This window comes from Salinisphaera orenii subsp. halophila YIM 95161 (assembly GCF_003732545.1).
Lineage (GTDB): Bacteria > Pseudomonadota > Gammaproteobacteria > Nevskiales > Salinisphaeraceae > Salinisphaera > Salinisphaera orenii_A.
On record NZ_AYKF01000073.1, the window covers coordinates 19,193 to 43,441 of the forward strand.

Annotated in this window: 25 protein-coding genes; 13 read left to right on the top strand and 12 right to left on the bottom strand. The window is 70.6% G+C overall.

Annotated features, from left to right (window positions below):
- The first annotated feature begins 2 nt into the window (after nucleotides 1-2).
- Complete coding sequence (locus tag SAHL_RS07295) at nucleotides 3-839, top strand: SAM-dependent methyltransferase (protein WP_123590746.1); 837 nt, start codon at nucleotides 3-5, stop codon at nucleotides 837-839.
- Nucleotides 840-964: 125 nt separating this feature from the next.
- On the top strand, nucleotides 965-1,729 hold the full coding sequence (gene budC, locus SAHL_RS07300; RefSeq protein ID WP_123590747.1) for a meso-2,3-butanediol dehydrogenase: 765 nt from the start codon (nucleotides 965-967) through the stop codon (nucleotides 1,727-1,729).
- Nucleotides 1,730-2,069: 340 nt separating this feature from the next.
- On the opposite strand, the gene lipA is transcribed toward budC, so the two are convergent.
- Nucleotides 2,070-3,065 carry a lipoyl synthase gene (gene lipA / locus SAHL_RS07305; protein ID WP_123590748.1) on the bottom strand — a complete coding sequence of 332 codons (996 nt, stop codon included), beginning with the start codon at nucleotides 3,063-3,065 and terminating at the stop codon, nucleotides 2,070-2,072.
- Between the two features lie 217 nt (nucleotides 3,066-3,282).
- Between lipA and SAHL_RS07310 the strand changes: the two genes are divergently transcribed.
- Nucleotides 3,283-4,341: a DUF5924 family protein gene (locus SAHL_RS07310; RefSeq protein WP_221177875.1), complete on the top strand. Its 1,059-nt coding sequence runs from the start codon at nucleotides 3,283-3,285 to the stop codon at nucleotides 4,339-4,341.
- A gap of 10 nt (nucleotides 4,342-4,351) precedes the next feature.
- Here the strand turns inward: SAHL_RS07310 and SAHL_RS07315 are convergent, their stop codons facing one another.
- The gene (locus SAHL_RS07315) at nucleotides 4,352-6,559 is read right to left on the bottom strand and encodes an acetyl-CoA hydrolase/transferase C-terminal domain-containing protein (protein ID WP_184947489.1); all 2,208 of its coding nucleotides are present in this window, start codon (nucleotides 6,557-6,559) and stop codon (nucleotides 4,352-4,354) included.
- A 26-nt stretch (nucleotides 6,560-6,585) separates the two neighbouring features.
- Nucleotides 6,586-7,497 (bottom strand): lipid kinase, encoded by a 912-nt coding sequence (locus tag SAHL_RS07320; protein WP_184947491.1) that lies wholly within the window; start codon nucleotides 7,495-7,497, stop codon nucleotides 6,586-6,588.
- Nucleotides 7,498-7,632: 135 nt separating this feature from the next.
- On the opposite strand from SAHL_RS07320, the gene SAHL_RS07325 reads away from it, so the two are divergent.
- A complete protein-coding gene (locus SAHL_RS07325; protein WP_123590752.1) occupies nucleotides 7,633-8,184 on the top strand; it encodes a YIP1 family protein in 552 nt (183 codons plus the stop codon).
- A gap of 7 nt (nucleotides 8,185-8,191) precedes the next feature.
- On the opposite strand, the gene dusB is transcribed toward SAHL_RS07325, so the two are convergent.
- Nucleotides 8,192-9,178, bottom strand: coding sequence for a tRNA dihydrouridine synthase DusB (gene dusB / locus SAHL_RS07330; RefSeq protein ID WP_123590753.1), 987 nt, complete (start codon nucleotides 9,176-9,178; stop codon nucleotides 8,192-8,194).
- 538 nt (nucleotides 9,179-9,716) lie between these two features.
- Here dusB and SAHL_RS07335 point away from each other — a divergent pair.
- Both SAHL_RS07335 and SAHL_RS07340 read left to right on the top strand, forming a co-directional pair.
- Complete coding sequence (locus SAHL_RS07335) at nucleotides 9,717-10,352, top strand: BON domain-containing protein (protein WP_123590754.1); 636 nt, start codon at nucleotides 9,717-9,719, stop codon at nucleotides 10,350-10,352.
- A 2-nt stretch (nucleotides 10,353-10,354) separates the two neighbouring features.
- On the top strand, nucleotides 10,355-10,681 hold the full coding sequence (locus SAHL_RS07340; RefSeq protein WP_123590755.1) for a hypothetical protein: 327 nt from the start codon (nucleotides 10,355-10,357) through the stop codon (nucleotides 10,679-10,681).
- Nucleotides 10,682-10,987: 306 nt separating this feature from the next.
- On the opposite strand, the gene SAHL_RS07345 is transcribed toward SAHL_RS07340, so the two are convergent.
- From SAHL_RS07345 to SAHL_RS17790, 4 genes are all read right to left on the bottom strand, one after another.
- Complete coding sequence (locus SAHL_RS07345; RefSeq protein WP_123590756.1) at nucleotides 10,988-12,331, bottom strand: NADH:flavin oxidoreductase/NADH oxidase family protein; 1,344 nt, start codon at nucleotides 12,329-12,331, stop codon at nucleotides 10,988-10,990.
- A gap of 323 nt (nucleotides 12,332-12,654) precedes the next feature.
- Entirely contained in the window at nucleotides 12,655-12,825 is a 171-nt protein-coding gene (locus tag SAHL_RS17785; RefSeq protein ID WP_184947493.1) for a hypothetical protein, read from the bottom strand.
- Nucleotides 12,789-13,388, bottom strand: a complete 600-nt coding sequence (locus SAHL_RS07350) for a sigma 54-interacting transcriptional regulator (protein ID WP_123590757.1) — start codon at nucleotides 13,386-13,388, stop codon at nucleotides 12,789-12,791. The genes SAHL_RS17785 and SAHL_RS07350 overlap by 37 nt, the downstream gene beginning before the upstream one ends.
- 18 nt (nucleotides 13,389-13,406) lie before the next feature.
- Complete coding sequence (locus SAHL_RS17790) at nucleotides 13,407-13,955, bottom strand: hypothetical protein (RefSeq protein ID WP_184947495.1); 549 nt, start codon at nucleotides 13,953-13,955, stop codon at nucleotides 13,407-13,409.
- Nucleotides 13,956-14,028: 73 nt separating this feature from the next.
- On the opposite strand from SAHL_RS17790, the gene SAHL_RS07355 reads away from it, so the two are divergent.
- The gene (locus SAHL_RS07355; protein WP_184947497.1) at nucleotides 14,029-15,105 is read left to right on the top strand and encodes a DUF3080 family protein; all 1,077 of its coding nucleotides are present in this window, start codon (nucleotides 14,029-14,031) and stop codon (nucleotides 15,103-15,105) included.
- On the opposite strand, the gene SAHL_RS07360 is transcribed toward SAHL_RS07355, so the two are convergent.
- Nucleotides 15,075-15,521: a hypothetical protein gene (locus SAHL_RS07360; RefSeq protein WP_123590759.1), complete on the bottom strand. Its 447-nt coding sequence runs from the start codon at nucleotides 15,519-15,521 to the stop codon at nucleotides 15,075-15,077. The genes SAHL_RS07355 and SAHL_RS07360 overlap by 31 nt on opposite strands.
- Nucleotides 15,522-15,682: 161 nt before the next feature.
- Here SAHL_RS07360 and SAHL_RS18335 point away from each other — a divergent pair, with 161 nt between their 5' ends.
- The 6 genes from SAHL_RS18335 (at nucleotide 15,683) to sppA (ending at nucleotide 20,254) form a co-directional block, all read left to right on the top strand.
- Nucleotides 15,683-16,063, top strand: a complete 381-nt coding sequence (locus SAHL_RS18335) for a glycine zipper 2TM domain-containing protein (protein WP_123590760.1) — start codon at nucleotides 15,683-15,685, stop codon at nucleotides 16,061-16,063.
- Nucleotides 16,064-16,071: 8 nt separating this feature from the next.
- The gene (locus SAHL_RS07370) at nucleotides 16,072-16,425 is read left to right on the top strand and encodes a PepSY domain-containing protein (protein WP_123590761.1); all 354 of its coding nucleotides are present in this window, start codon (nucleotides 16,072-16,074) and stop codon (nucleotides 16,423-16,425) included.
- A 35-nt stretch (nucleotides 16,426-16,460) separates the two neighbouring features.
- Nucleotides 16,461-17,168, top strand: coding sequence for a response regulator transcription factor (locus tag SAHL_RS07375; RefSeq protein ID WP_123590762.1), 708 nt, complete (start codon nucleotides 16,461-16,463; stop codon nucleotides 17,166-17,168).
- Nucleotides 17,168-18,508: an ATP-binding protein gene (locus SAHL_RS07380; protein ID WP_123590763.1), complete on the top strand. Its 1,341-nt coding sequence runs from the start codon at nucleotides 17,168-17,170 to the stop codon at nucleotides 18,506-18,508. Before SAHL_RS07375 ends, SAHL_RS07380 begins: the two co-directional genes overlap by 1 nt.
- A gap of 231 nt (nucleotides 18,509-18,739) precedes the next feature.
- On the top strand, nucleotides 18,740-19,249 hold the full coding sequence (locus SAHL_RS07385; RefSeq protein ID WP_123590764.1) for a hypothetical protein: 510 nt from the start codon (nucleotides 18,740-18,742) through the stop codon (nucleotides 19,247-19,249).
- A 3-nt stretch (nucleotides 19,250-19,252) separates the two neighbouring features.
- Complete coding sequence (sppA, locus tag SAHL_RS07390; protein WP_123590765.1) at nucleotides 19,253-20,254, top strand: signal peptide peptidase SppA; 1,002 nt, start codon at nucleotides 19,253-19,255, stop codon at nucleotides 20,252-20,254.
- 11 nt (nucleotides 20,255-20,265) lie between these two features.
- Here the strand turns inward: sppA and plsB are convergent, their stop codons facing one another.
- The 3 genes from plsB to SAHL_RS07405 are packed head-to-tail and all read right to left on the bottom strand — an operon-like array spanning nucleotide 20,266 to nucleotide 24,241.
- The gene (gene plsB, locus SAHL_RS07395; protein ID WP_123590766.1) at nucleotides 20,266-22,764 is read right to left on the bottom strand and encodes a glycerol-3-phosphate 1-O-acyltransferase PlsB; all 2,499 of its coding nucleotides are present in this window, start codon (nucleotides 22,762-22,764) and stop codon (nucleotides 20,266-20,268) included.
- Between the two features lie 15 nt (nucleotides 22,765-22,779).
- Nucleotides 22,780-23,478 (bottom strand): protein kinase family protein, encoded by a 699-nt coding sequence (locus SAHL_RS07400; RefSeq protein WP_123590767.1) that lies wholly within the window; start codon nucleotides 23,476-23,478, stop codon nucleotides 22,780-22,782.
- A 10-nt stretch (nucleotides 23,479-23,488) separates the two neighbouring features.
- Complete coding sequence (locus SAHL_RS07405; protein ID WP_123590768.1) at nucleotides 23,489-24,241, bottom strand: MlaA family lipoprotein; 753 nt, start codon at nucleotides 24,239-24,241, stop codon at nucleotides 23,489-23,491.
- Nucleotides 24,242-24,249 lie beyond the last annotated feature (8 nt).

Below are 24,249 nucleotides of genomic sequence, written 5' to 3' on the forward strand. Positions count from 1 at the left end.
AAATGACTCAGTATTCCGACGCAGTCAAGACGGCGCAGGCCTACTACAACAGCGACGACGCCGAGAACTTCTACTCGCGCCTGTGGGGCGGCGAGGACATCCACATCGGGCTCTACCAGTCCGAGAGCGAGCCGGTGATCGAGGCCAGCAACCGCACCGTGGCCCGCATGTGCGAAAAGCTCGGCGACGATCTCAAGGGCGCCCGCGTGCTGGACATCGGCGGCGGCTACGGCGGCTCGGCCCGGTTCATGGCCGAGCACTACGGCGCCGAGGTGGTCTCGCTCAACCTGTCCGAGGTACAGAACGAGCGCGGCCGGCGGCAGAACGCCGACCGCGGTCTCGACAAGCTGGTGACCATCGTCGATGGCGACTTCGAGAACGTGCCCTACGATGCCGATACCTTCGATATCGTCTGGTCGCAGGACGCGATGCTGCATTCGGGCGATCGGATCCGCGTGCTCGAGGAAGTGGCCCGGGTGCTCAAGCCTGGCGGCATCTTCATCTTCACCGACCCGATGCAGCACGACGACTGCCCGCCCGATGTGCTGCAGCCGGTGCTGGCCCGGATCCAGCTCGAGACCATGGGCTCGCCCGGCTTCTATCAGCGCGAGCTGGAGAAGCGCGGCTTTCGCCTGCGCGAGTTCGAGGACCATACGCATCAGGTGCCGCGGCACTACGGTGGTATCCGCGAGACGCTCGAATCCCGCGAGGAAGAACTCCGGGACTCGGCGATCTCCAACGATTACATCACCAACATGAAGAACGGCCTCCAGCACTGGGTCGACGCCGGCAACGCCGGTCACCTGTCCTGGGGCATCATGATCTTCGACAAGCAGTAACCACGCGGCCGTGGCGGTCGGGCTCGGGTCCGCCCGACCCATCGGCCAGCTGTTCGTTGCAGCATCGAAAGCCGCGGCATTCGCCGCGGCTTTTTTTGTGGATTGTTTCACCAGCGGAAGATTTTATGGAACGCTTCAAGGACAAGGTCGCGCTGATCACGGGCGCCGGTTCCGGCATCGGTGCGGCGACCGCGCGCCGGCTCTCGGACGAGGGCGCCACACTCGTGCTGGTGGGCCGCACACAGGACAAGCTCGACGCCGTCGCCGCCGAGCTGCCGGCCGAACGCACGACGGTGATCCCGGCCGACGTCGCCGATGCGAATGCGGTGAACGCGCTGTTCGAGCGCGTGATCGCCGATCACGGCCGACTCGATATCCTCGTCAACAACGCGGGCAAGGCCACGGTCGGCGCGATCACCGATACGGACGACGACACGTGGCGTCAGATCATGGGCATCAACGTGGACGGCGTCTTCCATTGCTGCCGCGCGGCGCTACCGCATCTCGTCGCTTCGAAAGGCAATATCGTCAATACCTCGTCCGTCTCCGGCATCGGCGGCGACTGGGGGATGAGTGTCTACAACGCGAGCAAGGGCGCGGTGACCAACTTCACCCGAGCCCTGGCACTGGACCACGGTCGCGACGGCGTGCGCGTGAATGCGGTATGCCCGAGTCTGACCCGCACCGACATGGCCAGCGGCGTGTTCGAGAAGAATCACCTGCTGGACCGGTTCGCCGAGCGCATGCCGCTGGGTGTGGGCGCCGAGCCGGCCGATGTCGCCAGCGTGATCGCCTTTCTGGCCAGCGACGATGCGCGCTTTGTGAGTGGCGTGAACCTGCCGGTGGACGGTGGCCTGATGGCGTCCAACGGCCAGCCGAACATGGGGTGATCCGGCCCTGTCGCCCCGGCCGCGCGAATCGCATCGCCGTCCCTCATCGTGAGCCCCCGGGCCTATGGCGCCGGCCGGTGATCGTGCCGGGGCCGGCTGAGCCGTGGTGCCGAGCAGGATTGCGTGCGTCACCCGAACAATCGTGGCCTTCGTCCCACGAGCCGGCATGCCGCCGGCTTGCTGTCGCACCCATGACCCGGGGCGCGCCGTCTCATGTCGCCCGGACGATGCCGCCAGCGCGGGCCAGGCGATGCGGGCGACAGACACCGGGACGGCACGTCTGAACCCAAAAGGCCCCGGGTAGCCCGGGGCCTTGGGTCCTCACCGGGGTGCGCTGGCTTCAGGCGGTCTGGTCGAGCCCGGCGTTGTTCTGATCGAACACCCGATCCGCGCGATAGGAACTGCGCACCAGCGGGCCGGAGACGACCTCCAGAAAGCCGCGCGCCAGGCCCCACTGGCGATACTTCTTGAAGTCGTCCGGCGGCACGTAGCGCTCGACCGGCAGGTGGTTCACAGTCGGGCGCAGATACTGGCCGAAGGTGACGATATCCACGCCCACGGCGGCGAGGTCGTCGAGCACCTGCGCGATCTCGTCTTCGGTCTCGCCGAGGCCCAGCATGACGCTGGTCTTGGTCAGGACGGACGGATTGTGCTGCTTGGCGTGGGCGAGCACGTCCAGGGTCTGGCGATAGCCGGCACGGGCATCGCGCACCACATGGGTGAGCCGTTCCACCGTCTCCACGTTCTGGGCGAAGACCTCGAGCCCGGAATCGACCACGGTGTCCACGTCCGCCATGCGACCGGAGAAGTCGGGCGTGAGCGCCTCGACCTTCGTCTCCGGGCAGCGGCGCTTGATCGCGGCCACGCAGTCGGCGTAGTGCTGCGCGCCGCCGTCGGGCAGGTCGTCGCGGTCCACCGAGGTGATGACGATGTACTTCAGGCCCATGATCTCGGCGGAATCCGCGCAGTGCTCGGGCTCGTCGGCATCGAGCCAACCGTGCGGGTTGCCGGTGTCCACCGCGCAGAACTTGCAGGCGCGGGTGCAGGTGTCGCCCATGATCATGATGGTGGCGGTGCCGTGGCTCCAGCACTCGCCGATGTTCGGGCACATCGACTCTTCGCAGACCGTGGCCAGACGGTGCTTGCGCACGTTGCGCTTGACCTCGTTGTAGCCCTCGCCGGTGGGCAGCCGCGCCCGCAGCCAGTCGGGCTTGCGTCCGATCGGCACTGCGGCCGCCTGCTTGCTGGCCTTCATTCCGTTCTTGATCGCACGCGTGCCGTTGGGCTTGCTCACCTTGCTGCCCGTGACCACGGGTATGCCCTTGAAGTCGCTCATGATTACGTCGTCCGTCGGTGGCGCCACCGCCTGATCGATGGGCCCAATCATAACACCGGGTACCGGCTCTGCCGGCCCGCGCCCGTGGCATCGACATGCGGCCGGCAACGGCGCTTGCAAGCCCCGGGCGACGGTCAGCCGGCGTACAGGCGCCGCGCTGCTATGATTCGCCGCGCGCCGTGACGGCGCCCCGCATTCACCGGAGCCGATGACGCACGTGGCCACCACCTCAAGCGGCGAGCATGCCCCGCCCCAGGCCGCCGAGCGGCTTGTCGCACGACTGACCGACAGCCGGCTCGGGCGCCTGGCCTATCGCTATCGGCGGCTGGTGCCGCTGGCCTCGTTCGCCATGGGGGCGGGCAGCTTCTTTCTCGTCGAACGTCAGGCCCAGCTCGCGCAGTGGGTGACCGCACTCATGCTGCTGGGCTGGCTGGCGCTGCTGTTCGAGGGCCTGCTCTGTCGGCTGCTGGCGCGTTTTTTCGGCGAGCGCATCCCGCAGGCCGCGGTACGCTTCGCCGCCCAGTGCCTGCACCAGGAAACGCTGTTCTTCGTGCTCCCGTTCTTTCTGGCCACCACGACCTGGCTGAGCGGGCAGGCCGTGTTCACGGGGCTGCTGATCGCCGCCGCCGCGGCGTCCACGCTCGATCCGCTGTATCTCAACGCCATCGCCGGCCGGCGCTGGCTGTTTCTGGGTTTTCACGGCTTCACCCTGTTTGCCGCGCTGCTGACCGCGGGGCCGATCATGCTGTCGCTGACCACCGGCGAGAGCGTGGCCATCGCCTCCGCGGCGATGGCGGTCTGCGCGCTGCCGAGCTTCAACGATGCCCTGCAGGCCGGGCACTGGTGGCGCTGGTTTCTGCTGGCGGCGCTGTCGCTCGCACTCGGCGCGCTCACGTGGTTCGGCCGCTACTGGATCCCGCCGGCCACGCTGCGCGCCACCGATTTCGCCATCACCCTGCAGATGGACACCGCGGAACGCGAGCCGGGCCGCAGCCGCGACAGCTTCGCGACCGACGATCTGCAGGGCGACGGCCTGTACGCCTTCTCGGCGATCAAGGCGCCGCGCGGCCTGCATCAACAGATATTCCACGTCTGGTCGCACGACGGCGAGGTGGTCGATCGCATTCCGCTGGAGATCGTCGGCGGCCGCGAGGCCGGCTATCGCGCCTGGAGCCACAAGACGGTCTTCGGCGACGACGCCAGCGGTCGCTGGCGGGTGAACGTGGTCACCGACGACGGCCAGCTCATCGGCGCACGGCGCTTCACCGTGGAATGACGGCCGGGTCTCAGGCCTCGTTCCGCGAGCGCCCTTCGTCCGCCTCGGCCGTGATCGCCCCGGCGTCGAGCAGCGCCAGCACGACCAGCCGCGCGTAGAGCGCCTCGCGCCAGCCGCGCGGCGCCGCCAGCTCCATACGCGCCAGATACGGGCGCGCCGCGGCGGGCAGCCGGGTCAGCCGCCGGGCATGGCGCGCCAGCCGCAGCAGCCGGCGCGTCGAAAAACCGCCGCGCAGCCCTTTCAACGCCCCGGTGAGCGTGCGCTCGATCTCGGTGAAATCGCTGCCGTAGGGATAGGCCGGGAACCGGCCTTCGGCCTTGTGGCCCGCCAGCGTTCGGCCGATGGCCGCGGGCGTGTTGTCCCGCGCCCGGGCGGGCACACGGTAGTCGGGCGTCAGCTTGCCGGCCTTCACGGCGGCGCGGCGCAGCGGCTCCTGGAAACGGGCGTCCGCGATCTCGATCAGGGCAATGGCGACCTGCTCGTCGGTGCGGCCGCGCAGATCGGCGACCCCGTATTCCGTGACCACGATGTCGCGCAGATGGCGCGGTATCGTGGTGTGGGCGTAGTGGGCGACGATGTTCGATTCCGGCCCGTCGGACCCGGCCCGTACCGCGCGCACGCAGATGATCGAGCGCCCGCCCTCGAGTTCGTGGGCCTGGGCAACGAAGTTGTACTGCCCGCCCACCCCGGAGAGCACCTGGCCGTCGGCGAGGCCGTCGGAGGCCACCGCCCCGCCGAGGGTGACCTTGATCCCGGTGTTCACGAAGCGCGCGCCGCGCCGCTGGACCCGCCGCAGGGCCTCGTCGCCGTAGAGCTGATTGATCCGGCCCACGCTGGTCATGTGGAACAGGTCGCGGGTCTCGTCATCCAGCGCGTGCAGGGCCTGATAGAAACGACTCGGGCCGAGGAAGAAACCGCCGTGGACCAGCGTCGCCCCCGCGAGCCGCTCGCCCAGACAGCGCGATTCGATCGCCGCCCGGGCGCCGGCGTCGTCCAGATCCGCGGCGATCGGCGGTCCGTCGTCGCCGGCGTCGAGCGTGCGGCCATGGAGCGTGACGCGCTCGTGAAACACGCCGAAGCGCTGGAGATAGGCCACGTCCGAAGCCGCCAGGACGGCGGGTATCGCGCCGCGTTCGCGCAGGGCGGTCAGCGTCGCCGGCGTGACCCGCTCGCCGATCTCGCCGGCGTCGAGCGCGGTCTGCAGCGCGATGTCGTCGTAGACCGGGCGCCGGATCACGCCCGAACGGTGGAGCTGGAGATAGGCCTCGACCAGCATCTCGGTGCAGCCATACAGCCCGCGCACGAACGGCGCGAGGCCGCCGATCGCCGCGCTCAGGCCGCGCTCGGCGGGGCCGCGCTGCATGGCGGCGATGACGTCGTGATAGCGGGCGTTGTGGTTCTGGCGCAGATCGCAGACATAGGCGATGGCATCCGACAGCGAGCCGATGCCGATCTGCAGGGTGCCGCCATCGGCCAGCAGCGTGCTCACCCGCAGGGCGATCGCGTAGTCGGCCTCGGCCACCGGCGCGGCCGGGGCGCCGAACGGCTTGAAATCGGCGGCATCGCCCTCGAACAGGGCGTCGGCCAGGGTCGCGTCCACGAGCGCGCTGCGGGTCATCGTCGGCATGCGCGCGTTGAGCTGGGCGACCACGACCGGCGGCTCGCCCCGGGCCCGCGCCGATTCGATCGCCGGCAGCAGATCGAGCGTGACGTCGGTGTTGGAGGACAGCGAGAACTCGCCGGCATGGCGCCCCGGCGCCACCATCTGCATGAGCACGTTAACGCCGGCATCCATCAGGTCGCGCGCCACGTGGGTGTAGTTGACCGAACGATAGTGGCGCTGGGCGTGGCCGTTGCCGAGCAGCGCCCCGGGCTGGAAGAAGAACTCGGAGACGGTGACGTTGGCCGGCAGGCGGCCGGCCCGGAGATCGCGCAGATAGGCCAGCCCCGGATAGTCCTCGAACACGCGCTCCACGATCGGCGCCATCAGCCGCCGCTCGAGCTCGCCGTCGGCCTGCGGCACGTCCAGCGAGAGCGCGGTGATGAAGGTCAGGCGGATGCCCGGATCGGCCTTCGCCCGAGCGTAGAGCGCGTTCATCAGCGTCGCCGCCTTGCCCAGCCCGAGCGGCGCGCCCACCCGCAGCTCGCGGCCGACGGTCGCCAGCAGCCAGTCGATGACGGCCTCCGGGTCGCTGAATCGCTGCGGTCGCTCGGCCATGGCGCTGTCCGGACCGCCGCCGTGCATCAGGCGGCGTCGTCGCGGCCGTAGCGCTCGATGTATTCGCGCGGCACCTTCACTTCCAGAGCGCGCGGCAGCACCCGGAAGGTCGCCGGCGTCTCGGTGAGCAGCTCGCCGTCGGTGTTGATCGGCATCGGCCGGCCGGTGTCGACGTGGAAGGTCGTGCCTTCGAACATCTGCACGCCCTGGACGTACTTGTCCGGGCCGCGCACCAGCGACGGCAGCATGCCGACGAGCTGGCCGAACGAGGCCGGCTCCAGGCTGTAGAGATCGAGCCGACCGTCATCCAGGGCGGCGTCGCTCGAGACCGCCAGCCCGCCGCCGAAATAGCGGCCGTTGCCGATCGCGATCTGGATGGAGCGCAGGCGATGCACTTCGTCGCCGCGCCGGATCTCGGCGTCGAACGGTTCGGTGTCGCGGTAGGCCGAGAACACGTTGGAGGCGTAGCCGAAGGAACCGAACCATTTCTTCGCCGCGTCGGAGCGATACTCGCAGGCGCGCACCGCCAGGCCGATGCTGGCGACGTTGACGAAGTACACGTCGTTGCACTGGCCCAGATCGACCCGATGGCTCACGCCCTCGACGACGTTGCGACAGGCAGCCTCGAGCACGGTGGGGATCAGCAGCGTGCGCGCGAAGTCGTTGGCCGTGCCCAGCGGCAGCACCGCCATCGGCCGCTCCGCGCGCATGACCGCCGCCGAGGCGAGATTGATGGTGCCGTCGCCGCCGCCGAGCACGATCACGTCCACCTCGGCGGCATGGGCGTCGATCTCCGCGGGCACGTCGTCGGGTTGCTCGAAACGCCCCAGCACGACGTCCACGTCCAGGTCCTCGAGCGCGTCGCGCGCGGCCTGGGCGTTGGCTTCGCCCTGTCGGGATTCACGATTGATCAGCAGTAGCGCGCGCAGAACGGTCACCGGCGGCGGTATGGGGTGAGGCTAGCGTAAGTGCGACCCCGATGCGGCGCAATCCGCAGGCGGCCGGATTGGCCAGCGGGCCCGAGTTGCGTCACGCTCGGCGCCGTTGCCGAATCACCACAGGAGCCACCGGCCATGCAGAGTTTTTTCCAACGGATGCTGGGCGCCGCGCGTCTGGATGTGCCGACCTACGAGGAGGTCGAGCACGACAAGTCCGCGACCGGCCAGGCCGCCGGCGTCGTCGCCCTCAGCGCGCTGGCCGCAGGCGTGGGCGCCATGGCCCAGGGCGGGATCGCCGCACTGCTGCTCACCGGACTTGCCGCTCTGCTGGGCTGGGTGATCTGGGCCGCCATCATCTGGGCCGTGGGCACCAAGCTGCTGCCGGAGGCCCAGACCGAGGCCGACATCGGCCAGCTCCTGCGCACGCTGGGCTTCGCCGCCGCGCCGGGCGTGCTGCGCGTGTTCGCCTTCATCCCGCTGCTCGGGCCGCTGGTGATGCTGGTCGTCGCGGTCTGGATGCTCGCGACCACCGTGGTCGCCGTGCGCCAGGCGCTGGACTACAAGAGCACCTGGCGGGCCGTGGGGGTCTGTGTGATCGGCTGGGTCGTGCAGCTGCTCATCATCGCCCTGATCGGCAGCGCCGCCGGCTTTGGCATGGGCGGCCCCACCCCGGCACCGGCAGCCTGAGCGGGCGTCACGCCGCGGCCGCCGGCATGTCGGCCGCGGCCTCGAAGTAGCGCGCCAGCAGCCGCAGCTGGCGCGCGCCGCTCGCCGCGGCCATCAGATCCATGTACAGCGCCGGTCGGGGCGGCCGGCGCTCGCACAGCCAGCCGATGTGCTTGCGCGCCACCCGCAGGCCCTGGTCCTCGCCGTAGAAGTCGTGCAGCTGCTCGACGAGCCCGAGCACGATCTCGCGCTCGTCGGCCAGCGACAGCGGCGGCGCGGGCCGACCGGTCGCGCGCGCCACCGCGATTTCGCGGAACAGCCAGGGTCGCCGGCAGGCCGCGCGGCCGATCATCAGCCCGTCGGCGCCGGTCGCCGCGAGCACGGCTTCGGCCGCGGCCGGCGAATCGATGTCGCCGTTGGCCCAGACCGGAATCGTGACCGCGGCCTTGACCGCGGCGATCGTGGCGTATTCCGCCCGACCGCGATAGTGCTGGTCGCGCGTACGGCCGTGCACCGCGAGTGCGGCGATGCCGGCGCGCTGTGCCCGGCGGGCGATGGTCACCGCGTTGATCCGGTCGGCGCTCACGCCGGTGCGCATCTTCAGCGTGACCGGCACCGGGCTGGCGGCGACCACGGCATCGAGAATCCGCGCGACGTGATCGACGTCGGCCATCAGCGCCGATCCCGCGGCCTTGCGGCAGACCTTCTTCGCCGGACAGCCCATGTTGATGTCGATGATGTCGGCCCCGGCATCCGCATTGACCCGCACGGCCTGCGCCAGATCGGCGGCATCGCCGCCGGCGATCTGCACGATGCGCGGTGCCGGCTGACCGCCGAAATCGAGCCGCAGGCGCGACTTGCGGGTGGCGCGCAGTTCCGGCCGCGCCGACACCATTTCCGCCGTGGTCGCGGTCGCGCCCAGACTCCGGCACAGACTCCGGAAGACGCGGTCGGTGACGCCCGCCATCGGCGCGCAGGCGAGCCCGTTGTCGAATGCGTGGCCGGCGATCTCCATGGCGCGCGATTCTAGGGCCTGCCGAGGCGACATGCGAGCCTGCGACGAGCGCCGTCGTCCGGCAGGACGAGTCCCCGCGCGCGTCGCACAGCCCCTGTCGCGCCCGCCTGCGGCGAGGCCCGATCGCCGCCCCTCGTTCATGTCACGCGCACGGCGCCGACGCTTGGCCCGCCCGTGGGCGATTCACCACGGCTGGCCTGCCGTTGTGCAGGTCCCGATCGTGGCGCCACGACCGGCGACCCTGCATCCCGACCCGATGTGCGGTTACCGGCGCGGCATTGGCCCGACGGCGCCGTGCCCGATGCGTAGCGGCACTGTTCGCGATGCGCCCGATCGGCGCGTCGGCATCGCGCCTGTCTTCCGTCGCGGTCGACGCGACCGGCACGGCGTCGACCCGCCCGTCCGTGATCCCGGCGTCCTGACGCGCCGCCGGCGACGGCCGGCGGGTGCCGCCGCCTGGCCCCGCCCCGTCCCGCGCGCCGATGGACGCGCGTGGAAACGTGTTATTTTTCGAACAACGATCCGGCCAAGGAAACCCATGCCCACGATTCAGTCCATCGCGCGCCCGCTGACGTTCGCCGCCGCGCTCATCGCCGCCGCCACGGCGATCACGGCCTGCTCGCCCGATCCGCAGGAGCAGTACGAGGACGCCACCTCGAAGCTGGAGGAGGCCCGCGAGGCCCGGAACGAGGCACAGGAGGCGCTCGAGGCCAAGAAGGAGGAGCTCGCCGAGCTGCGCTCGAACCTGAACGAGTCGGAGGCCGAGCTGCAGGCCGCGCGCCAGAAGGTCGACGAAGCCTCGCAGAAGGTCGACAAGACGGTCACCGACGAAGTGCTGTTCCGCAAGATCCAGCGTGAACTGCTCGACGAGGATCAGTTCGAGGAGGCCGCGATCTCCGTCGGCGTGACCGATCGCGTGGTGACGCTCGGCGGCAACGTGCCGGACGAGGAGACCCGCAAGGCGGCCCTGGAGAGCGCCCGCTCGCAGGCCGGGGTGAAGGACGTCGTCGATTCGATGGAGGTTCGCGACAGCGAGTCCGCGCCTTCTGAGAAATCCCCCGAGGGCAAGGCGGACGGCGGCGATTCGAACGGCGGCGGCTCGAATGCTGGCGGCTCCGGCGGCGGCAACGGCGGCGGCGGCTCGGACGGCAGCTCGGACGACGGCAAGAGCTAGGCATGCTCGCGCTGGCATTCGTGCTGCTGCTCGTAGCCGCCACCGGCGGCCTCGCCATGGCCGTGCTCGACGTCGCCGCGCCGGCGGTGCGCACCGCCCACGGCGGCATCGCCGGCCTCGGCCTTCTGGTGCTGTTGATCGGCGCGCTCATGCACGGCCAGACGCTGGTATGGACCGCCTTCGGCCTGCTGGCCATCGGCTTCGCCGCCGGCGCCGTCCTGTTCGGGCTCGTATGGCGCGAGCGTACCCCGCCCCGGCTGGTGGTCGCCGGCCACGGCCTGATCAATGCCGTGGGCATCGTGCTGCTCGGCGTGGCGATCTTCGCCTGACGCCCCGACTGTACTAAGGCCTCGTCACACGAGCGCCGCCTTGGAGATCGCACATATCGCGTGCGGCAAGGCGCGAGTCACCCGTCGTGGCGCGCCACGATCCAGACGGGCAACGCCGCCGCGCGCCCCCGGTCGATTGGTCGTGGGCGGCCCCTCCCGGAGGGACGCGCGCTTTTTTGCGGCAATCCAGCGCTGTCGCACGCTGGCGAAGAACGACTGTGCTGCGCGCACGACGCCTTATCTTGCCGCCCATAGTCGCTTTTCAGGGAGCGCCCGGCGCGGACTCGCATGACGTGTCGAAAGGCCCTAGCGCAGCTGCGCCGCCTGTTTCTGGAAGGCGCGGATCGCCCGGGCGCTGCGCAGTTCCGCGGCCACGTGGCCGAGCAGCCCACGCCAGAGCGGCAGACGCCAGTTCGGTTCGGCGCCGCGGCCGAGCCGGAACAACTGGACGTAGTACCAGCCCATCTGCGAGAAGATGTTGATGAAGCGCAGCGCCGTGACCCCGGACCGCGGGCCGAGCACGCCGCGGCCGTAGGCGAGTTCCGCCCCCGGATCGGCGGCGGCCTCGGTGGTGCCCTCGAAAAGCCGTGCGACGAAGAACGGGTCCACGCACAGCGGCCGGCCGAGACCGATCACGTCCACCCCGTCCTCGTCGATCGCCGCGGCCATCGCGTCCCGGCTGCGAAAACCGCCGGTCACCATCACCGGCATGCGCGCGGCCCGACGGACCCGCGCCGCATACTCGAGAAAATAGGCCTCGCGTGTCCGGGTGCTCGCACGCGGCGCCTCGGCCTGATCGGCGTCGCCCTCGTGCCCGAGCAGGCGCGGCTGTTCGTAGCTGCCGCCGGATATCTCGATCAGATCGACCGCCAGCTCGTTGAGCCAGTGCACCACCTGCACGCAGTCGGCGTCGTCGAAACCGCCCTTCTGGAAGTCCGCGGAATTGAGCTTGACGGCCACGGCGAAACCAGGGCCCACCGCCCGACGCACGGCGCGCACCACCGCGAGCAGCAGGCGCGCGCGATTGGCCAGCGAACCGCCGTAGTCGTCGCGGCGGTGGTTGACCGCGGGCGACAGGAACTCGCTGAGCAGATAGCCGTGCGCGGCGTGGATCTGCACGCCGGTGAAGCCGGTCTCCCAGGCCAGACGCGCCGCCGCCGCGAAGCGTTCGACGATCTGTTCGATACCCGCCACGGTCAGCGCGCTCGGCGTGCGGTAGGCGCCCAGCAGCCGCAGCCGCCGCGCCGAGGGCGCCACCGGCGTCGGCGAGCAGTAGAACGGCGCCTGCCGCCCCGCGTGCGAGATCTGCATCCAGAGCTGACTGCCGCCGGCCGTGCCGGCGCTGGCCCAGCGCGCCAGCGCCGCACGATCCGCGGCGCCGTCGATGACGACGTTGCCCGGCCGTTCCAGATCCCAGCGGTCGATCTGGACGTTGCCGGTGATCAGCAGACCGGCGCCGCCGTGCGACCAGCGCCGGTAGAGGCGTTCGTGCGCCGGCGTGGCGTTCATGCGGGCATCCGCCAGGCCTTCCGTCATCGCCGCCTTGGCGATGCGATTGGGCAGGACCTGGCCGCAGGGCAGCGTCAGCGGCCGGGCCAGCGTCGCGGTCGCGGCGGAAGCGGCGGTGACGGATTCGTCCGGCGCGGTCATGCGATCAGCATACCGCGACTGTCGGCGGCGTGCGGCTGGCCTGGTGGGCCGTACCGACCGGCGACGCGCACGTGCCGGGGCGATTGCCGGGCCGGCAGGCCCGTCAGGCCATCGCGGGCGGCGAGCGCGTCGCCGCGGCCGTGTGGAAGGACCGCCGCGTGCCACGCCGAGGCGCTATGGCGCGGGCATGAGCGGGCACTGCGTTCTCACTTCGAGGCAGATGCTGCGGCCGCTCGCGACGCCCGGCAGCGGCCGTGCGATGACACGACGCGCAGGCGATTCCGACGAGAGGCGCGGCCCCGTAGACCCTAGAGTAAGCGCGCCTAGCGGCCACCGCTGGTGTACAGCGCGTGGCTGGCATGGGTTTCGGGCTCCCAGATGACCATCGCCTCGTCGACGGCATCGCGCTCGATCAGCGGCGCGCGCCGGCTCGCCGCGGTCACGAACGCGGTCTCGATCACGCGGATGAGCGCGCGCGCGTATTGCCCCGCCACGGGCAGTCGCCGATCGCCTGCCAGGCCGCCTGCGACAGGCCTGCGGGGGCCGCCCAGGTGGTCGCACGCCGGCGCATGCCGTCGAGCGTGGTCGCCAGCACCGCGATCAGGTCCTCGCGCCGCACCGCGAGATCAGGCAGATGCAGGATCATCGCGCCCAGCCGGGCGTGCTCGTCCATGTTCACCGATGCGATGAGCGTATCCCAGCTGCGGTTCGAGGCGAACACCACGGCGCAGTCCAGCGGACGCTTGGCCGAGGCGCCGTAGGGCAGATACTGGTTCGAGTCCAGCGCTTCCATGAGCACCTCCATCACCGAGCCGGACACGCCGTGCGACTCGTCCAGAAAGCACACGCCGTCGCGGGCGTGCGAGAACGCGCCGGTGCGCGAGCCCGCGCCCGGAAAGGCGCCGGAGACGTGGCCGCAGAGCAGCGACTTCATCGCCGCCTTGTCGTCGGTGGCCTCGGCGGTGACGAAGTTGCCGCGGGTCCGCGCCAGACAATAGTCGTAAGCCCGAGAGGTCTTGCCCGACCCCGGCCCGCCGAGCAGGTCGATGCGCGAGATATTGGCCTCAGCGAGTTCCTACAGATGCGCCCGCAGACCGCGCAGCTCGGGACTGAGACAATAGAGGTACTTGTATTCGGGGTTGTCGACCTCGGTCGAGACCGGCATGGCGATGACATTGGGTTCGACCACCGCTTCGAGACGGCCCGGCAGCTGCGCGACGATCCGTTCCGGATCACGCTCGACGATCAGCCGCAGCCCCTGCACGAGATCCGCCGGCGCGGCGTCCGCGAGCCAGCCGCCGAATTCGGTGAGCCGGTCCGGCGACAGGCCCACGATCAGTACCGGCCAGCCGTCGCCGCGCGCGGCGCGCTGCTCGCGCACCGCCTCGGCCAGCCGCGTGAGCGCCTCCGGCTCGGGAAACAGCGCGAAGACCGCATCCGAGGCCGGCAGCCGCCTGCCCGCGTCCGAGATCACCTCGCTGGTCAGCGGCACGACCGCATCGGCGATGCGATCGCGCAGGGCCCGGCTCTCGGCCAGCGGTGCGGCCAGGTGCACGCTCACGCGCGCCCGGATGCTGTTGCGATCCGTCGCCTCGGCCCGTTGCGGGCTGCGTTTGCCGAACATGCCTGTGCCTCTTCCCTGTGGGCGCACACCTCGGGCGACCGGTAAGCCCCCCGCCGGCCCCTCGCGCGCCGCCGTGTTCCGGTCGCGACTGTGTGCGCTGATCCTCATCCTCCTTATCGGCGGCTGCAGCGCGGCCGACACCCCGCGTGCCCGATTCGACGATTATCTGGCCCGACTGGCCCGGGTCCTGGATACCGCAGTGCCGCTGGCCCGGACGCCGCCGCCGGTGGCCTACCCGGCCAAGCGCGCCTTGACGCGAATCGTGGACACGCCGCGTACGGGCTGGATCGGTTTGTTCGAACTGCGCCGCTGCGGCCTGGTCAACCTGATCTCCAAGCGCAACAGCATTCTCGGCCGAGTGGCGCCGCCGCAGCAGCGGCTGGCCTACGAGTCGCGCCTGCTGGGCGGCCTCCAGCGCTGCCGCACCGAGATCGACGCCGACACGGCACTGCACGCGCGCCTGAGCGCCCTGATCGCCCGCAAACGCGCGAGCCTCCCGGCCGTGTTCTGGAACGCCACCTTCGCCGATGACGCGCTCATCGGCCTGTTCAGCCTCGCCGGCGAGACAAACGGGCTCGATCCGCACACCGCCGGCGGCCCGACGCGGCGTGCCCTGGCGGGGCTGGCCGGCGCCGGCGAAGCGCTGACCGCAGCCCGGCCGCTGGACGAGAAACGCCTCGGCGACTACTACCGAACGCTCGAATCCAGCGAGCACGGCGGCGCCCTGCTGCAGGCGGCGCACGCGGCCACCGAGGCGCTCGAACGCGCCACCCGCATGCTCGAGGCCCGCCTGGCGCGGCGACCGCTGTGCTTCAAGCAGCGCCCGAATCGACGCGCCCGCGTACTGCGGACCGTTCTGCTGGAGATCTACGGCCAGCGTGTCCAGCCCTATCTGTCGACACTGGTGCGCGCCGGGCGCGACTGGCAGCGTGCCGTCGGCTCGCTGATCGCGGCCCAGCACGTGACGATACCGCCGCCATTCGCCCGCTACGTCCGAGCCACGCTGACGGGCGACGACACGCCCTGGACGCGGCTCGACGCCGCCATCGACGCCCATACCGCCGTCTGGCAGGAGGCGCTCGGCCAGTGCGGCCTGATGCCCGGCGCCACCCCGGCGGGTCAGCGCCCGTCGCGCGCACCGTCGGGCTGAATCAGGCGTTCGCCCGGCTCGATCGCCCGTTCGGCCGGCCCGATCACGCGCGCGCCGGTCGTCGAAGCCGGGGCGCAAGCGCCCGGCGACCGCGCGTGCCCGCCGAGACGCGGGGCCGTGGGTGCGGCGCGCCGATGGCCGGGACCGAAACGCTCGATCACACGGCCGTGCCGATGCGCCGCGGCCGGCGCGAACGAGCGGGGATGGCGCGACCGGGTGCGGTATTCCTCGTAGCGGAAGCCACTTTCCGGGCCGAAGACCCGGGTGTGCCGCTCGCTGCGATAATCGCCCCACGGCGTGCTCCGATGGTCGTGCTCGTGGATGACCACCTCGGCCTTGTCGGCCGCCGGCGCCGTGCCTGCGGCCAGCACCGCGATGGCCCATCCCGCTGCGGCGCGGCGTATCCGATGACCCATTCGCGACCTCCGGCTGATCTCGCAAGCGTTGAGGACACGACTGTACCCGCATCGGGTCTGAACGCCCTGTGAACGCGAGATGCGGCGTCGCCGTCGCACAATTAAGGCAACGTTCAGCGCCTCGCGCCTAATTTTGGCGGACATTATCAGCGGGGGTCACGATGCAGGCACCACGACTCGCCATCATCGCTTTGCTTTCAGGCGCCGGCGTGCTCACCGCATGCGCGTCGAACCCGGAGCCCCAGGTCGATCCGATCTTTCAGGCCGTGCCCGGAGGGCGCTACGACTGCTACTACGCCGACGACGAGCGCAACGTGGCGGTCAAGGGCGCCACCAGCCAAGTCGGCCAGGGCGTGATCGGCGGCCTCGCCGGCGGCCTGCTCGGCAACCAGTTCGGCAGCGGCTCCGGGCGGGATCTCGCCACGGGCGCGGGCGTCGCCGCGGGCGCGGCGGCGGGCGCTTGGAACGCCCAGCGCATGGAAGACAACCGTCTGCAGGACTGCGTGCAGCGCCAGGGCGACCCCGCATCGCGGGGCTACTAGGCGGTGCCGTGACCACAGCCGCCCCCATTCGACGCAGGAGGCCCCGCTTCGGGCCGGCACTCGCGGTCATCGCGTGTGCCTGCATCGCGCCGAGCGCGTTTGCCGGTCTGGGCGAAAGCGGACTGCGCTCCTCGCTGGCGGAAGCGGCCGGTCCGAGCGGCCAGCCAGGCGACGAGAATGGCGAATCGGAACGGCCCGAACCCAACGTGGCGCCGGCCGAGGCCGGGCGGCGCGCCTCGCGTGAATACGGCGGCCGGGTGCTCAACGTGGTGCTGGAAGACGGTCCCGGCGGCCCGTATTATCGGGTCAAACTGCTGGACGGCGGCCGCGTGCGGGTGGTGCACGTCGAGGCCCGCCACTAGGCGGCCGCACAAGGCTTGAGACGAGAGTACGGCGAATGCGCGCACTGGTGATCGAGGACGACGTCGACCTGCGGGAGCAGGTCTGCAACCAGCTCCGCGCGGAGGGATTCGCGCTGGACGCCACCGGCGAGGGCGACGAAGGACTGTTCTACGCCCGCGAATATCCCGTCGACATCGCCATCATCGATCTCGGCCTGCCCGGGCCGACCGGGCTCGACATCATCCGCGAGGTGCGCGAGGCGGGCCTGGACTATCCCATCCTCATCCTCACAGCCCGCAGCCGATGGCAGGACAAGGTCGAGGGGCTGGAGACCGGCGCCGACGACTATGTGGTCAAGCCGTTTCAGCCCGAGGAACTGATCGCCCGGATCCAGGCGCTGGTCCGGCGTTCGCGCGGCTGGGCCCAGCCGCGGCTCGAGTCCGGCGACATCGTGCTCGACACCGCGCGTCAGGAGGTCTTCGTGGGCGGCGAAACGGTCGAACTCACGGCCTATGAGTACCGGGTGCTCGAGCATCTGATGCTCCACGCCGGCGAAGTCGTGTCCAAGACCGCGCTCACCGAACACATCTACGAGGAGAACGCCGAGCGCGACTCCAACGTCATCGAAGTGTTCGTGCGGCGGCTGCGGGCCAAGCTCGATCCGGACGGCCAGCGCAGACCCATCGAGACGCTGCGCGGCCGCGGCTATCGCCTGGCCCGCAACGAGCGCAGCCCCGCACCGGCCAACGACGATCCCCAGTGATGAATTCGCTGCGGGCGCGGCTGCTCGCCGCCACCGCGGTACTCCTGCTGGCCTTCATCGTGCTCACCGGCGTGGCGCTGGAGACGGCCGTGAGCGAACGCGCCGATCAGGCCGAGCGCGACCGCCTGCAGGGGCTGAGCTACGCCCTGCTCGGCAGCGCCGAAATCACCGCGGATGGCGGCTTCCGGCTGGCGCCGCGGGTGCTGCCCGAGTCGGACCTGTCGCGCCCGGACTCCGGCCTGTACGCCCTGGTCCTCGACGAGGACAACGAGCCGGTCTGGCGCTCGCCGTCGCTGCTGGGCACGATCGATCTCGAGCGCGGGCCCGAGGTCGGCGAATGGCGCTTCACCCGGGTCGAACGCGATGACACCCGCCTGATCACCCTGGCCTTCGGCTTCCGCTGGGTGACCGACGCCGGCGACGACTATCGCTACACCCTGATCGTGGCCGAGAACGCCGATTCCTTCGCCAAGCAGATGCAGCGCTTTCGCGGCATGCTGTGGACCGTACTCAGCGTCGCCGCCCTGATGCTGCTGCTGGTGGAGCTGCTGATCCTGCGCTGGGGGCTGGCGCCGCTGCGCCGGCTCGCCCGCAATCTGGTCAGCCTGCAGTCGGACGAGAAGCGTCGCATCGAGGGCCGCTATCCGGACGAGATCCAGCCGCTGGTGAGCAACCTCAACACCATGCTCTCCAACGATCAGGCCCGGCTGACGCGCTACCGCAACGCCCTGGGCGATCTCGCCCACAGCCTGAAGACGCCGATGGCGATCCTGCGCGGCCTGGCCGAGGACGAGCAGCTGCCCGCGGCCCACCGCGCACCACTGCGCAACCAGCTCGCGCGGATGAACGACATCCTCGACTATCAGCTGCAGAAAGCCGCCGCCGCGGGCAAGCGCAGCCTGGCGGCCCCGATCGCGATCGCGCCGGCCGCCGAGAAACTCGCCCGCGCGCTGACCAAGGTCTACGCCGAGCAGGGCACGCGTTTCGACGTGGACGTGCCGGCGGGGCTGCGGGCGCCCATCGACGAGGGTGACCTCACCGAGCTGCTCGGCAACCTGATGGACAACGCGGCCAAGTACGGCGGCGGCACGGTCCGCGTGTCCGCACGCGAGCGCGACGGCGATCTGGCGCTGTGCGTGGACGACGACGGTGACGGTTTCGGCGACGGCGAGACCGAGCGGCTGCTGGAGCGCGGCGTGCGCGCCGATGCCTCGCGCGAGGGCCAGGGCCTCGGTCTGGCCGTGGCCGCCGAGATCGTGCGTTCCTACACCGGCGAGATCGAGCTCGAACGCAACGAGGACGGCGGGGCCCGCGTGCGCGCGCTCATCCCGGCCGCCTAGCGGCGGGACGCGGATCGGCCGGCAGCGAGGCGCATCCCGCATCCGGGCCCGACTCGGCCGCGGCGTCTCGGCGGCCCCGGGCGCGAGTGTCAACGCCACCCGGGTGGGGCCGCACCGCAGGGCGTTTTCGCCGGCCCGGCGCAGACCGCTGGACCCGTGTTCTATACTCGACGCCATGCGCCGTTGCGACTGCCGCGGCGCGCCATTCCCCGAGCGAGCGAAACGCAAGCCATGAGCGTATCCGATTCCCGACGGCTGGATCCCGAGAAACTCGATCCGGAGGCGCTGGACGCCGAGGCCTACCACCGCGTCGTGGGCCCGGCGCTGCAGGTGGCCGCCGACATCGCCGCCAAGCGCGGCCACCCCACCCTGCACGACGACATGCCGGCCATGCTCGCGCTCGTGGAGATGATTTCGCATCTGGCCGAGCGCTACGGCGCGGACCATCCGGAGCGCGTCAAGGACGCCGAGGTGCTGGACAACGCGGCCACCGGCGCCTGCGTCATGGTCTTCCAGCAGGCCGAGATGCCGGGCGACGCCATCGGCCAGTGCCTGGCCGCGCTGGAGACCGCCCATCGGCAGCTGCACGAGCACGAGGTGCTGGAAAGCGCCCGCCCGTTCATCGCCATGGCGTTCTCCCATCTGGAGGACGACGAGCGCGACGCTGCCCGCCACTGCCTGGAGCAGGCCGGCCAGCGCATCGTCGCCGAGATCGAGAACTGGCAGACACAGGTCCACTGAGCGATGCGTCCGGGGCCGCGTCTCCTCCGGCTCGTCGGTCTCGCCAGCGCGCTGCTGGCGCTGTCGGGCTGCGTGTTCGTGACCGCCCCCTTCGGCAACGCCGATGACGCGCTCCGCGAGACCACGATCCGCGGCGAGGGCTCGGCCAAGATCCTGTGGCTGCCGATCTCGGGCTTCATTTCCGATACGCCGAGCCGGCAGGCCTTCGGCCTGATCGAGCAGCCCTCGACCCTGGCACAGGTAAGCCGGGCGCTGGACCGGGCCGAGACCGACGACGCGATCCGCGCGGTCGTGCTGCGCATCGACAGCCCCGGCGGCACGGTCGCCGCGGCGGACGAGATCTACACCCGCATCCGCCGCTATCACGAGGCCACCGGCGTGCCCGTGATCGCCAGCTTCGGCGGCGTGGCCGCCTCGGGCGGCTACTACGTCGGGCTGGCCGCGGACACGCTCATCGCCCAGCCGACCACGATCACCGGCTCGATCGGGGTGATCCTCGTCGGCGTGAACACCGCCGGCCTGCTCGACAAGCTCGGCATCGAGAACCAGAGCTACACCTCCGGCCCGCACAAGGACATTCTCTCGCCCCTGCGGCCGGCCACCGCCGAGGAGCGCGCCATCGTCCAGCGCGTGGTCGATTCGCTGTTCGCACGTTTCGTGGACGTGCTCGAGCGCCGGCGTCCGGATCTGGACCGGGCCCATCTGGACACGATCACCGACGGCCGCATCCTGGCCGCCCCCGACGCCCGCGAGCTCGGGCTCGTCGACACCATCGGGCATATCGACGACGTGATCGACATCGCCCGCGACCGGGCCGGCGTCGATAACGCCCGGGTGATCCGCTACTACCGCGGTGGCCACGCACCGGCGACGCTGTCGGCCGGCCTCGCGGGGGCCGCGCCACAGGCCGAGCTCGGGCCCGCGGGCTCGGCGTTCGAACGCTGGCTGGCGCACAGCACGGGCCCGCAACCGCTGTATCTGTGGCGGGGTGCGGAACTGCGCTGATCCCGCCTCGGTCAGCCGCTGCCGACGCGCGTCTCGCCCGGGGCGCCGTCCTCGAGCTGGGGCAGCGACGTCAGATGGGCCAGCGATTGGCGCAGGTCGGAGCCCAGCAGCTGCAGCGCGTGCTCGGCCAGATCCCGCAGCGCGGGGTCGATGGTCAGACGACTGCCCTTCTGGTGCAGCAGCCCCACGCGAACCAGCGTCTGCAGATGATTGCGAAACAGCCGCGCATCGAAGAACTCCGGGCTGTTGCGGCCGGTGAGGATGGCCATGCGTTCGGCCATGAGTTGGCACTGGCGCTCGAACCGACCGCGCTCGACCTCGCCGGCCTCGAGGTTGTGACTGAGCAGCATCACGGTCATCGCATAGCGTTCCAGCGACTCGCGCATGATGCGCGCCAGACTCATGAGCGCCGCGAACGCCGGCGAACCGGCCTGCGGCCGGCGCAGCTGGCCGGGTTGCGCGCCCGGCACCAGCAGGCCGCAGTCCAGCAGCGCGTCGGTGGCGGCGTCCAGCGCCGCCGGCGCTTCCTCGGGCTGCCAGCGCAGGAACAGCTCCGAGGCGAGCAGCGGATAGAGTTCGGCCGCGTCCGCGAGCATGGCCTCGCGGCTGCGCGACTCGAAGTGGGCGAAGAAGTTCGCGACCAGCGACGGCAGCGCGAACAGATGCATGACGTTGTTGCGGGTGTAGGTCAGCAGCACTGCCTGACGCGACTCCACCGTGAGCACGTCGCCCCAGGCATGGGGCAGGCGCACCAGGCGCATCAGCGGCTCGGCTTCGGCCAGCAGCGCCGGCCCGTCGGGCTCCGGCGCGGTGGCATCCGGCGAATACGGGCAGCGACGCGCCAGCCCGGCCAGCAGCGCCAGGGTATCGGTCATCTCGTTCTCGGCGATGGCCTTCTGCGGGCTGCCGAGCAGGATCAGCGATGCGAGGCCGGTGGCGTTGAGGGTCGCGGTGGCGTTGATGCCCTCCATCACCCGCTCGGACAGGCCGGCCACGAACGACTGCAGCCACTGCGGCCGTGTCTCGGCGTCGAGATCGGCCATCTTGTCGCGCCAGCCGGGCAGATGGACGTCGGCGTAGTCCCAGAGGTCGATCGGCGTGCCGAAGGAGACGAACACGCGGCCGTACTTGCGCTTGAGGATCTTGGTCGAGCCACGCACCAGATCGCCCATCGATTCGCGCTTCTTCGCGCGCGTGCCGCGCAGTTCGTCGAAGTACTTGTTGACCTCCATGACCCGGTCGTAGCCGATGTAGACCGGCACGATCGCGACCGGCGCACCGCCCTCGCCGAGCGCGCTCGTCACCGTCATCGAGAGCATGCCGGTCTTGGGCGGCAGCAGCCGGCCGGTGCGGCTGCGCCCGCCTTCGGGATAGAACTTCATCGGCTGGCCGCGGGCGATGAGCACCTCCACGTAGGCGCGGAACACCGCCGTGTAGAGCCGATCGCCCTTGAAACTGCGCCGCAGATAGAAGGCGCCGCAGCGCCGCAGCAGGCCGCCGATCGGCCAGAAGTCGAGATTGATGCCCGCGGCGATCTGCGGCAGTGCCAGCCCCTCCCGATAGAGGATGTAGGACACCAGCAGATAGTCCATGTGGCTGCGGTGTGAGGGCAGATAGATGATCTCGCGGCGGTCGTGTGAGACCGAACGCAGCCGCGGCAGATGGCGCACGTCGATGCCATCGTAGATGCGATGCCACAGCCAGGTGAGCACGCGCAGCATGAAGCCGATGGCGATGTTGGAATAGTCCGCGGCGATCTCGTTGGCGATGTCGCGGGCGCGAACGCGCACCGCGGCCACCGTGCTGCCCTCGCGGCGCGCGGTCTCGGCGATCGCGCGGGTGACGTCGGGATCGGCCAGCAGCGAGTTGATGAGCTGACTGCGCCGCGACAGCGGCGGGCCGAGCGTGGCCGCACGCTGGCGGCGGAAATGCACCCGCAGCACGCGCACGAGCTTGCGCACCAGGGTCGCCGGCGCGGCGGCCTCGTCCAGAAAGCCCCGATAATCCAGCGGCTGACCGAAATGGACCAGCGTGTTGCGACCGTTGGCGAGCACGATCAGCAGCTTGCGCAGGCGGCCGGGCCGTTCGCTGTCCGCGAACAGGATGCGCAGGATCGAGGTCTCCTTGACCGGGTTGCGTCCCCAGAAGACCGAAACCGGGACCAGCTGGACGTCGAAACTGCGATCGTGCAGCCCACGCGAAACGATGCGCTGCAGCTCGGAGCGCGTGCGACCCCGGCCCACCGGCAGCGCCAGCACCACCGCACGGTTGGTCCGGGGCAGGCGATTGGCCGCCAGATAGGGACGCGGCAGGCCGCGTTCCGCGCAGGCGGCCTCCAGGGCGAGCCAGTCCATGACGCTGCCCACCGGCAGGACATAGCAGACGGGCTTGTCGCCCTCGAGCGCGATCTCGTCGAGATCCGACGGCGTGGTGTGGGTGTTGATCCAGGCGCGCAGCGGCCAGCGCAGCAGCGGCAGGAACAACGTCAGAAAGCGCAGGAGCCAGGTCACGCGAACTCGTCGACGCTAGCGCGAACGGACGAAATAGCGCAGCAGACTGCGCGTGTTTTCGCCGATGGCGCGGGCGATGCGCTCCAGCGGCCCCTGGGTCGACAGCGTCTGCCGATCGGCGGCCGTGGCCAAATGCGGTGCGTAGCGCACCCGCAGCTTGGCGAGCGCGCTCTCGTCGGCCCGCACGAACTGACGATAGAGCCAGTTCCAGGGCAGATTCCAGCGCGCACCGCGCTGCACCCGGGCGACGAAATCCACGATGTAGGGCCGGCCCTGGTCGTCGACCAGCATGTTGCCGGCCGCGCGCAGATCGCAGTGCGCGATGCCGCGGCGATGCATGGCGTCGACCAGCGTGCGCAGCCGCGCATAGGCCGCGTCCGGCGCGTCGGCGCTGGGCCAGGGCCGGGCCGGCAGGTATTCCATAAGCAGTCCGCGGGCGTCCAGACGGCGGTGAAGCGACGGCACGCCCTCGAGCCCCGCAAGCCGCACCAGCGCGCTGTACTCGCGCCAGATCAGGATCGGCGCGATCAGCCGGCCGAACCAGCCGGGCGTGCGCGCGTAGTCCTTGAGGATCGCCTGCGCACCGCCGTACACCACCAGCGCCACCTCCGGTTCGGTCCGGCCGCCGGTCTTGAAGTAATGGCGGGCATGGGCGTGGAGTTCGCTGCGCGACAGCCGCGCCAGCGCACGCATGTCCGCGTTGTTCTGCGTCACGACGCCGGCGCTACTCGCCGTCGGCGGCGTCGTCGCCGTACATGCGCTCCGGCGGCACATCGCCGTCGTACACGTCCTTCAGGCGGTTCTCGAGGTAGTAGCCGCGCAGGAAAGCGTAGGGGTCGAACTGCTGTTCCAGCGTGTCCTCGAAGCCGAGCAGGCGGGCGCGATAGTTGAGCAGTTCGAGACCGCGCAGACCCCAGATGATGTACTGGTAGTCGTCGTCGATCTCGTCGAGATAGTCGATCGGATAGAGGAACTGGTCACCGAGATCGCCCACGAAGTCGCGCCCGGTGCTCGGCCCCAGGAAAGGCAGCACCAGATACGGGCCCTGGCCGAGCCCCCAGTAGCCGAAGGTCTGGCCGAAATCCTCGTCCGGCTCGTCGATCTCCAGCGCGCTGGCGACATCGAACAGGCCGGCGACACCGGCCGTGGAGTTGACCATGAAGCGCCCGAGGGCGACGTTGAACGAGTCGAACTTCAGCTGCAGCGCGCTGTTGACGATGGTGATCGGCATGCGCGCGTTGTCGAAGAAGTTGCCGACGCTGGTCTGCACCCGATCCGGGGTGACCGTATCGTAGCCGCGGGCCGCCGGCTGCAGCACGTACTGGTCGGCCTTGTCGTTGAACTGATAGACCGCGCGGTTGACCGGCTCGATCGGGTCCCAGGGATCCGACGGCGGGCTGTGCACGCAGCCGCCCAGCGCGAGCAGCGCGAGCGGGCCGAGGAGCGTGAGCAGACGATGCGGCAGGGTCTGGGGCATGGTGTGTC

Bases quoted from the DNA above. Each gene is read 5' to 3' on its own strand.
- SAHL_RS07295 (WP_123590746.1), top strand. From the start codon at position 3: ATGACTCAGTATTCCGACGCAGTCAAGACGGCGCAGGCCTACTACAAC.
- budC (WP_123590747.1), top strand. From the start codon at position 965: ATGGAACGCTTCAAGGACAAGGTCGCGCTGATCACGGGCGCCGGTTCC.
- lipA (WP_123590748.1), bottom strand. From the start codon at position 3,065: ATGAGCGACTTCAAGGGCATACCCGTGGTCACGGGCAGCAAGGTGAGC.
- SAHL_RS07315 (WP_184947489.1), bottom strand. From the start codon at position 6,559: ATGGCCGAGCGACCGCAGCGATTCAGCGACCCGGAGGCCGTCATCGAC.
- SAHL_RS07325 (WP_123590752.1), top strand. From the start codon at position 7,633: ATGCAGAGTTTTTTCCAACGGATGCTGGGCGCCGCGCGTCTGGATGTG.
- dusB (WP_123590753.1), bottom strand. From the start codon at position 9,178: ATGGAGATCGCCGGCCACGCATTCGACAACGGGCTCGCCTGCGCGCCG.
- SAHL_RS07335 (WP_123590754.1), top strand. From the start codon at position 9,717: ATGCCCACGATTCAGTCCATCGCGCGCCCGCTGACGTTCGCCGCCGCG.
- SAHL_RS07340 (WP_123590755.1), top strand. From the start codon at position 10,355: ATGCTCGCGCTGGCATTCGTGCTGCTGCTCGTAGCCGCCACCGGCGGC.
- SAHL_RS07345 (WP_123590756.1), bottom strand. From the start codon at position 12,331: ATGACCGCGCCGGACGAATCCGTCACCGCCGCTTCCGCCGCGACCGCG.
- SAHL_RS17790 (WP_184947495.1), bottom strand. From the start codon at position 13,955: ATGTTCGGCAAACGCAGCCCGCAACGGGCCGAGGCGACGGATCGCAAC.
- SAHL_RS07360 (WP_123590759.1), bottom strand. From the start codon at position 15,521: ATGGGTCATCGGATACGCCGCGCCGCAGCGGGATGGGCCATCGCGGTG.
- SAHL_RS18335 (WP_123590760.1), top strand. From the start codon at position 15,683: ATGCAGGCACCACGACTCGCCATCATCGCTTTGCTTTCAGGCGCCGGC.
- SAHL_RS07375 (WP_123590762.1), top strand. From the start codon at position 16,461: ATGCGCGCACTGGTGATCGAGGACGACGTCGACCTGCGGGAGCAGGTC.
- SAHL_RS07380 (WP_123590763.1), top strand. From the start codon at position 17,168: ATGAATTCGCTGCGGGCGCGGCTGCTCGCCGCCACCGCGGTACTCCTG.
- SAHL_RS07385 (WP_123590764.1), top strand. From the start codon at position 18,740: ATGAGCGTATCCGATTCCCGACGGCTGGATCCCGAGAAACTCGATCCG.
- sppA (WP_123590765.1), top strand. From the start codon at position 19,253: ATGCGTCCGGGGCCGCGTCTCCTCCGGCTCGTCGGTCTCGCCAGCGCG.
- SAHL_RS07405 (WP_123590768.1), bottom strand. From the start codon at position 24,241: ATGCCCCAGACCCTGCCGCATCGTCTGCTCACGCTCCTCGGCCCGCTC.